Below are 10,896 nucleotides of genomic sequence, written 5' to 3'. Positions count from 1 at the left end.
AGGAGGAGTACTTATGAGTGATTTGAAGAAACAAAACATAAAAGATATGTACCGGCTCACTCCTATGCAGCAAGGGATATTGTACCACTATATGATGGATAAAAATTCAGACGCCTACTTTGAGCAGATATCACTTTCTATAAAAGGCATCCTGGACATTGATTGTGTTGAAAAGAGCGTTAATATCATTATTGAAAAGTATGACGCTTTGAGAACAATTTTTTTGTATGAAAATGTAGCCAAGCCCTTACAAGTAGTCATGAAGGAAAGAAAGCTGTCTGTCAGCTATGAGGATATTACCTCCCTTGCCGAAGAACTAAGGGATAGGTATATAGAAGAATACAGGGTTAAAGACAGAAAAAAGGGCTTTGACTTATCAAGGGATATTTTAACAAGATTAAGTGTAATTAAAACAGGCTACCAATCTTATAACATGGTATGGAGCTTTCATCACATCATTATTGATGGGTGGAGTCTCGCAAATATATTTAGAGAATTTATGGAAAACTATGAAGCCCTGATGAATAGCCGGGAGCCGGAGTCAGGAAAGGTATATCCTTACAGCCGCTATATCAAATGGTTGGAAGGCAGAAATCAGAACGAGGCCGCAGATTACTGGGAAACCTATCTTAAAGGTTACGAGCATCAGACAGTCCTTCCCCAAAACGGCAGGTCTGCAAGTGATGATTTCAGGATTGAAGAAACGGAGTTTAAAATATCTGAACAAATAACTAGCGATCTTGAGAAGTTTGCAGCCAAAAACAATACAACCATGAGTACCATTATAAAGACCATATGGGGGATATTATTACAGCGGTATAACAATACCGATGATGTGGTGTTTGGTGAGGTGGTATCGGGAAGGCCTCATGAAATACAGGGAATTGAGAGCATGGTGGGTTTATTTATAAATACCGTTGCAGTAAGGGTGAGTTGTGATGAGGATAAAACTTTTACCGAACTGATCAAAGAGATGCAGCAATCGGTGCTTGAATCTGACCGGTACAGTTTCTATCCTCTGGCGGATGTGCAGTCAAAAACATGCTTGAAAGATGCCTTGATACATCATGTTATGGCTTTTGAAAATTACCCTATGGATGAAGCGGTTAATGCTTCATCCAGTAATGGCATTTTAAATGTAGTTGGAATGGAAATATTCGAGCAGACGAATTATGATTTTGGGATACTCGTTGATGGCGGTAAGGAATTATCTATTAAATTCAGTTACAACTCACTGGTATATGATGGTAATTTCATAGAAAAAATCAAGGGACATTTTCAGTCGGTAATAGAAATTGTAACCGATAGTCCCGATATGCATATTAGGAATATTGATATACTCACCGAAGTGGAAAAGAAAGAAATAGTACACTGCTTCAATAATACAACGGAGGAATACCACAGGGAAAAGACCATTCACCAACTATTTGAGGAACAAGCGGTGAAGACACCTGACAATGCGGCAGTGGTGTTTGAGGGTAAGCAGCTAACCTATAGGGAACTCAATGAGAAGTCAAATCAGCTTGCAAGAGTGTTGAGGGATAAGGGAGTTAAACCAGACAGCATAGTGGGTATTATGGTAGAACGCTCACTGGAGATGGTCATAGGTATATTTGGCATACTTAAAGCCGGAGGGGCATATATGCCTATAGATCCTGACTACCCTAAGGCAAGAATCGAATATTTACTCGAGGACAGCGAGATAGGGGGGCTGATTTCCCAAAAGCAATTCCTGGAGAAAGTGGAGTTTTACGGGAAGTATATAGACATAGAAGATGAAAGCCTTTATGCCGGAAACCCTATGAACCTGGAAGTGGTATGTTCACCGCAAAATTTGGCATATATCATTTATACATCTGGGTCTACAGGAAAACCTAAAGGGGTTATGGTAGAACATAAAGGGGTAGCAAATCTGGAGGCGTTTTTCAAGACCCGCTTAAATGTAAGTGAAAGCGATAGGATTATTCAATTTGCATCAATTTCATTCGACGCTGCAGTTTGGGAAATATTTATGGGACTACTGGCAGGAGCAACACTATATATATCTTCAAGCGATATTATCAATGACTATCGAAGATTTGAAGAATACCTAAATGAAAATGAGATAACTATTGCTACTTTACCACCTCCGTATCTGGCAAATCTGGACCCGGAAAAAGTAACTTCCTTAAAGAAGGTAATTGCAGCAGGTTCGGCTTCCACTCCCGAACTTTTAAAGAAATGGAGCAACAGGATTTCATATATAAATGCTTATGGACCTACTGAGACAACCGTATGTGCAACGGTATGGAAAGCAGATGATTGTGAGACGGCCGATAAGTCGGTACCTATTGGTAAACCTATTACCAATACCCGGGTGTTTATAGTTGATGAAAACAATAATCTTAAGCCCATAGGTGTTGAGGGTGAACTCTGTGTTTCCGGGGCAGGATTGGCGAGAGGATACTTGAAAAAACCGGAACTTACCAGGGAAAAGTTTGTACCGAACCCATTTATGCCTGGAGAACTGATGTATAAAACAGGAGATCTTGCAAAGTGGCTTCCTGACGGGAATATTGCATTTGCCGGCAGAAAAGACCACCAGGTTAAAATAAGAGGGTATAGAATCGAGCTTGAGGAAATAGAAGCAGCCCTTTTGAAGCATGCTGATATAAATGAGGCGGTGGTCATTGACCGGGAGGATTCAAGTGTAGGCAGGTATCTTTGCGCTTATATAGTGTCTGACCGAGAAGTGACAGTGACCGAAATAAGGGAGCTTATATCTAAAGAGCTACCCGATTATATGATTCCATCCTATTTTATGAGGATAGCAAAAGTACCGTTAACCATAAATGGAAAATTGGACAGAAAGGCGCTGCCTCTGCCTGATGGAAGAATAAATACAGGAACAGAGTATGCAGCGCCTTCAGGTGAAGTGGAGGAAAGGCTTGCGCTGCTGTGGCAGGACATCCTTGGAATAGAGAAGGTAGGAAGAAATGATAACTTCTTTATGCTCGGAGGACACTCGTTAAAGGCAACAAGCCTTGTAGCAAGAATTCACAAAGAGTTCAATGTAGACATACCTCTTAAGGAAATATTCAGGACACCAACCATCTTAGAAATTGCCAGCTACATTGAAGACTCAAAGGAGAGCCTATATCAGTCCATTCAACGTGCTGGGGATATGGAATATTATCCCATACCTTCCGCCCAGAAAAGACTATATATATTAAACCAGCTTGAAGGAGCTGGAATCGCCTACAATATACCTGGCATAATATTGCTGGAAGGTACTGTTGATAAAGCACGTTTTGAGCAGGCTTTTCATAGTCTGATAGAAAGGCATGAGAGCTTTCGAACCTCCTTCCATATGATCGAGGAAGAGCTGTCTCAGAAAGTCCATGACAAGGCGGACCTAAGTATCATGTACCTGGAAACCAGTGAAGAGAAGGTTCCCGAAATAGTGGAGAAATTCATAAGGCCCTTTGACCTTGGAAAGGCTCCACTATTAAGAGTTGGACTTGTAAAGATTGGAGAAGCCAGACATATTATGGTGTTTGACATGCATCATATCATATCGGATGGAGTGTCCAACGACATACTGGTAAGAGAGTTTATAAGCTTATATGAAGGGAAAATACTTCCTCCACTGCGTATACAGTACAAGGACTACTCAGTTTGGCAGAGGAAATTGTTTGCAGGAGCTGCCATAAGTAAGCAGGAGGAATTCTGGCTCCAGACCTTTCAGGGAGAGATCCCTGTGCTGGATTTATCCACCGACTACCCAAGACCCGCAGTACAAAGCTTTGAAGGAGACTACATCAGCTTTGAAGCTGATAGCGAGCTTGCGGTTAGACTTAACAAGCTTGGATCAGACAATGGAGCTACATTATATATGACGCTTCTTGCTGCATACAATGTGCTGTTATCTAGATACACTGGACAGGAAGATATTATTGTGGGAAGTCCTATAGCTGGAAGGCCTCATGCTGACCTTCAAGACATCATAGGTATGTTTGTAAACACTCTGGCCATGAGAAATCACCCGCAAGGAGAAAAGACTTTTATTGAATTCTTGAAAGAAGTTAAAGAAAATGCTTTGAAAGCATACGACAATCAGGACTATCAGTTTGAAGAATTAGTGGATAAGCTGGACATAAGGAGGGATATGAGCAGGAATCCCCTCTTTGATACCATGTTTGCCATATACAATGTTGGAAAAGCAGAGCTCATAACGTCTGATCTAAGCTTCAAGCCGTACAACAAAGGGATAGAAGGCAGAATATCAAAATTTGACATCACCTTAAATGCATTTGAGACTGAGGATGGTATAGCCTTTGAACTCGAATACTGTACAAGACTGTTTAAGAAAGAAACAGTTGAAAGACTTGGGGCTCATTACATCAATTTGCTGGAAGAAATTGCAGCATACCCCGAAAAAAGGCTTTATGAAATCGAAATGTTATCACAGGAAGAAAAACAGCAAGTATTATACAGCTTTAACGATACTGCTCTCGAATATCCCCTGGATAAAACCATACACCAAATGTTTGAGGAGCAAGTGAAAAAGACTCCTGATCATATTGCAGTGGTTTTTGAAGGTAAACAATTAACCTACCGAGAACTGAATCAAAAGGCAAACCAATTGGCCAGGGCATTAAGAGAAAAGGGAGTAAAGCCTGATGATATTGTAGGCATAATGGTGGACCGCTCGCCTGAAATGGTTATAGGTATAATGTCAGTAATCAAGGCTGGGGGGGCGTACCTTCCTGTAGATCCTAATTATCCATTGGAAAGAAAAAGGTATATGATGGAGGACAGCAAGGCCAAAATTTTACTCACCCAAAATCATCTTATGGATCGTGATGATTTCGATGGTGAGATTATTGATTTATCTGATTATGATTATAATTTTATAAACGATGTGAATATAAAATGTATAAATAAGCCTGGTGATACAGCGTACATCATCTATACCTCTGGCTCAACGGGAAACCCTAAAGGTGTTTGCATTGATAATAAGAGTGTATTAAACCTGGTAGAGGGTCTGTTCCAGAGAATATATAGCAAATATGAATCACCGTTGAATGTTTGCCTCATTGCCCCTTATGTTTTTGATGCTTCGGTGCAGCAGATTTTCGCAGCACTGCTAATGGGGCATGCATTGTACATTGTACCGGAGGAAGCAAGGAAAGACGGTAAAAAGCTGCTGGACTTCTATAGTGAAAATAGGATTGATATTTCGGATGGAACGCCCATACACGTAAATATGATGTTAAATTCTCCTCCTATAGATAATAACCTAAAAGTGAGACATTTTATTATAGGCGGAGATGTTCTTCCATTTGATGCAGTAAAAGACTTCCTAAGCAGATTTGAGGATGTGCAACCTTGCATCACAAATGTTTATGGTCCTACCGAATGCTGTGTGGATTCTACGGAATATTTGATTACTGCGGAGGGGCTTAGTGGATTGGATAATATCCCCATAGGCCGTCCTTTGCCAAACACCAGAGCATACTTACTTGGTAAGAAATTAGAAGTAAATCCTATAGGTATCGCTGGGGAATTATATATATCTGGGGATGGTCTTGCCAAAGGCTATTTAAACAAGACGGGGCTTACTGCAGAAAGATTTGTATCTAACCCGTTTATAAAGGGAGAAAGAATGTATCGTACTGGGGACTTGGCAAGATGGCTGCCTGACGGGAATATAGAATTTTTAGGCAGGATGGACCACCAGGTAAAGATAAGGGGATTTAGAATAGAACTTGGAGAAATAGAGGCTCAGCTATTAAGACATGCTTCAATAAAAGAAGCTGTGGTTATTGTAAAGGAAGACCAACAGAAGAACAAGGATCTGTGTGCATATTTCGTTGGGGAAAATGAACTGACAATAACTGAACTAAGGGAATGCCTTTCAAAAGAATTGCCCGAGTATATGATCCCGGCATACTTCATGCAGCTGGATGAAATGCCTTTGACAGCCAATGGTAAGATAGACCGGAAGAACTTGCCCCACCCTGCTGCTCATTTAAATACTGGAGTAGAGTATGAAGCACCTTCAGGTGAAGTGGAAGAGAAGCTTGTACAATTGTGGCAGGATATCCTGGGGGTTGAGAAAATAGGGAGAAATGATAATTTCTTTGTGCTTGGGGGGCACTCATTAAAAGCAATAAACTTTGCAGCCAAAATTCACAAAGAGTTCAATGTAAATATATCTCTTAAGGAGATATTCAAGCTGCCGACAATTGCAGAAATTGCCAATTACATCCAGGAAGCCCAAGAGAGTATTTATCAATCTATCCAGCCCACTGGAGAAATGGAATACTATCCTATGTCGTCTTCCCAAAGAAGGCTGTATATATTAAATCAGCTTGAAGGAGCAAGGGTGGCATACAATATGCCAGAGTTTATGTTGTTAGAAGGCAGTATTGATATAGAACGTTTTGAGAAAGCCTTAGATCAGCTGGTAAAAAGGCATGAGGCTTTCCGGACCTCCTTCCATATGGTAGATGGTGAACCGGTGCAGAAGGTCCATGATGAGGTGGAATTTAGTATCATGTACATGGAAACCGGCGAAGAAAAAGCCTCAGAAGCAGCAAATGAATTCATAAGGCCATTTGACCTTGGCAAGGCTCCTTTACTAAGAGCAGGGCTCGTAAAAATTAGAGAAGACAGGCATGTCATGATGCTTGATAAACACCATATCATATCTGACGGGGTGTCGGATGAAATACTGGTAAGAGAATTCATAAGCTTGTATGAAGGAATGAATCTTCCAGCACTTCAGATTCAGTACAAGGACTATTCCGTATGGCAGAATAAATTGTTTGCTGACGGCACAATCAGTAAACAAGAAGAATACTGGCTCCAGGCATTTAGGGGAGAAATACCAGTACTTGATATGCCGGTAGACTACCCAAGGCCGGCTATACAGAGTTTTGAAGGCGATATGGTCAGTTTTGAAACAGGCCGGGAACTTGCACATAAACTGAACAAGCTTGCCGTGGATCATGGAGCAACACTGTATATGGTGCTTCTAGCTTCATACAATGTGCTTCTTTTCAAATACACCGGACAGGAAGATGTCGTAATTGGAAGCCCTATAGCAGGAAGGCCACATACAGATTTGCAGGACATCATAGGCATGTTTGTCAATACCCTAGCTATGAGGAATTACCCTCAAGGTAAAAAGAATTTCAGCGAGTTTTTGATGGTAGTAAAAGAAAACGCTCTAAGGGCTTATGAAAACCAGGATTACCCATTTGAGGAACTTGTGGAGAAGCTTAGCATTAAGCGGGATTTGAGCAGAAATCCGCTGTTTGATACTATGTTTGTCTTGCAAAATAAAGAGGCATCAGAATTTAAGATGAATGGGCTAAGGTTCATGCCCTATGATAATGAGTTCAGGGCGTCCAAATTTGATTTGACCCTAAACGCCCAAGAGACCCAGAATAATATTGTATTTGGGTTAAAGTATGCTACTCGTCTGTTTAAGAAAGAGACAATAGAAAAACTTGGGGTCCATTTCATCAATGTACTGGAAGAGATCACAGCTTACCCCGAAAAGATGCTGTCCGAAATAAATATACTATCTCAGGATGAAAAACAGCAAATACTAAATAGTTTTAATGATACAAAGGCAGAATACCCTAGGGATAAGACTCTACATGAGCTGTTCCAAGACCAAGTGGAAAGGACACCTGATAATGTAGCTGTAGTGTTTGAGGACAAGCAATTAACCTACAGGCAGCTCAATGAAAAGGCAAATCAGCTTGCCAGAGCACTAAGAAGTAATGGTGTAAAGCAAAACAGCATAGTTGGAATAATGGTAGAAAGATCCGTAGATATGCAGGTTGGAATACTGGGAATTTTAAAAGCAGGAGGTGTCTATTTACCAATTTCAACCAAAATTCCTGAACTAAGAATAAAAAAATTACTGGAAGATAGTAATGCAACTATGCTGTTGACGCAATCACATTTAGCGGATAAAGCAGAGTTTTACGGTAATATATTACTGCTTGATTCCCCTGAAATATACATTGGAAGTGCTGAAAACCTTGATAAAATAAATAAACCAGAGGACTTAGCTTATATCATTTATACATCGGGATCTACTGGAGTTCCGAAGGGTTCAATGATAGAGCATCGAAGTGTAGTTAACTTGGTTTATGGACTAAGAAAGCTTGTCTATGAAAATTATGATAATTATTTAAATGTTGCCCTTGTGTCCCCTTACTTTTTTGACGCATCTGTAAAACAAATATTTGCGGCTTCTCTCCTTGGCCATACGCTGTTTATAGTTCCTGAGGATACAAGGCTAGATGGTGAGGGCCTTCTAAAGTACTATAACAGGAATTCAATTGCTGTTTCAGACGGAACACCAGCACATATAAAGCTTTTAACAGATACTGCCAGGCCTGGCGAAAGTCTTTCAGTTATGCAGTTTATTATCGGAGGGGAAGAACTTTCATGTAAAGGTATACAAGGTTTCTATGATCGGTTTAAAGATAATAACCCTACTATAACAAACGTTTATGGTCCAACAGAATCCTGCGTAGATTCAACTTATTACCATTTAAGCCGTGAGAAGGTGAGAAATCTAACAAGTATACCTATAGGTATGCCATTGCAGAATTATAAGATATATATACTTAATGAAGACATGAATATCTTACCGGTTAATACAACTGGTGAAATATATATATCTGGAGATGGGCTGGCAAAAGGCTATTTGAACAAACTTGAATTGACTACGGAAAAATTTGTAGCTAATCCTTTCAGCTCTGGAGAAAGAATGTATCGTACCGGTGATCTTGGAAGGTGGCTTCCTGACGGAAACATCGAATTTATAGGCAGAGTAGACCATCAGGTAAAGATTAGGGGCTTTAGGATAGAGCTTGGGGAAATAGAAGTGCAGCTATTAAAGCATCCTTCAATAAAAGAAGCTGCGGTAATTGCAAAGACAGACCAGGAGGGCAACAAGTATTTGTGTGCTTATATAGCAGGGGAAAGTGAATTTACAATATCAGATTTAAGGGCGCTTCTCTTAAAAGAACTTCCCGATTACATGATACCACAATACTTTGTTCAGCTGGAAAAGCTGCCTTTGACAGCCAATGGCAAAATAGATCGGAATAATTTACCCCAAAATGACGGTACTTTAGCTACATCAGTAGAGTATGTAGAGCCTTGCGGTGAAGTTGAGGAGAAGCTTGCACTGCTGTGGCATGATGCCCTTGGAGTACAAAAAATTGGTGTGAATGATAACTTCTTTGAACTGGGAGGATACTCACTGAAGGCAATATCCCTTATAAGCAGAATTTATGAACAGTTAAATGTTGAGGTACCACTAAAAGACTTTTATATGGCCCCAACCATAAAGGAAATTGCCCGTTTTATACACAATACGTACGCCAATGATTATATTACACCAAGTCCGGCAATTCATTTTAATTCAGCAATGGAGAGTCTTATGTTTGCATTCCCTCCAGGAGGAGGAAATGGAATAGCTTATGGTAGTTTATCAAAACAAATGAATGCTTATTCCATATATTCCTTTGACTTTATAGAAAATGAGAGCAGGATGGAGGAGTATGTGAAGGCAATTACTTCTGTCAAACCCGAGGGCCCATATATTCTATTTGGTTACTCGGCAGGAGGTAATCTGGCATTTGAAGTTGCTAAAGTATTAATTGAAACTGGACATCATGTATCCGATATAATCTTTCTGGATTCGGCTAAATCATTTGTCCTTATTGAGGAAGAAAGCGAAGATGCTAAGAAACTTGCTGAGCAACAGGATAAAGAATTTATAGAAGAAAATGAGAAACTTATAAAAGGCATGTTTGGAGATAACCAGGCAGTTATTGAAAAGGCCATTGAAAGAATGAGAAATTATCATAAATACACTAGAAGTGTTATAAACTCGGGACAGATAAACTCCAATATCCATCTTATTATATCACAGCAGCAAGACAATGAAGGTGAAGCTGATTTATGTGAAGGATGGAGAGAGGCAACAACGGGAGAGTTCAAAGTATATAACGGATTTGGCAGTCATTTTGATATGTTAAGTACAGGATATATAGATAAAAATGCGGCTATTATTAAAGAAATATTGGAAGAGATCAACCAATAGTTCAGATATAAGGGGTAGATATAATGGATAAGATTAAATTGTTTTGTCTGCCGTATGCAGGAGGTTCTGCAGCAGTATATAAATATTGGGAACAATACTTGCATGATAGGATTGAGCTTTTCCCGATTGAGCTTGCGGGAAGAGGCAGCAGGATTGGTGAACCGTTTTACGGAAGTGTTGAGGAAGCGCTTGAAGATATACACCGTATTATCATAAGCAACCTTGAAGAACAACCTTATGCGTTGTTTGGCCACAGTATGGGCAGTGTACTTGTATATGAACTTGCCTATAGAATAAAGGAGCTCGGACATCCATATCCTGTCCATATGTTTATTTCCGGCAGATATCCTCCGGGTTTTGTAAGTAAGAAGAAGGTACTCTATGATTTGCCGGATAAGGAGTTTGTGGATGAGGTATTTAAGCTGGGAGGCACGCCCAAAGAGGTTCTGAAAAGCAATGAATTAATGGAGTTGTTTTTACCGATACTCAGAGCGGATTTTAGAATTACTGACACATACAGGCACATTGAAAAAAACACTAAGCTTGACTGCGATATAAGTGTATTGTGGGGAAAAAGAGAAAAGGGAGCCACTATTTTTGACGTTGCAAAATGGCATGATTATACGTCCAAAAGTTGTAAAATTCATATGTTTGACGGGGATCATTTTTTTATACACGATTACAAAAAGGATGTAGCAGCAATAATAAATAGTAGTCTCATCGACTTTGCAGACAATGTTATGTGAAGACTGAAGTTTATTTAAAATTTAATA

2 protein-coding genes are annotated in these 10,896 nt (G+C 39.8%); both read left to right on the top strand.

The genetic code is table 11. The features are described from left to right. Window positions 1–13: 13 nt before the first annotated feature. A complete protein-coding gene (locus MKX46_RS03385) occupies window positions 14–10,123 on the top strand; it encodes a non-ribosomal peptide synthetase (RefSeq protein ID WP_341070905.1) in 10,110 nt (3,369 codons plus the stop codon). 23 nt (window positions 10,124–10,146) lie between these two features. Continuing rightward, window positions 10,147–10,869 (top strand): thioesterase II family protein, encoded by a 723-nt coding sequence (locus MKX46_RS03380; protein ID WP_341070903.1) that lies wholly within the window; start codon window positions 10,147–10,149, stop codon window positions 10,867–10,869. Window positions 10,870–10,896: the final 27 nt, after the last annotated feature.

The organism is Paenibacillus sp. FSL P4-0113, from assembly GCF_038009305.1.
Classification (GTDB): Bacteria; Bacillota; Bacilli; order Paenibacillales; family Paenibacillaceae; genus Paenibacillus; species Paenibacillus polymyxa_D.
Note: the sequence above shows the minus strand (reverse complement) of the source record. Positions and strands in the feature narration are given on the sequence as shown.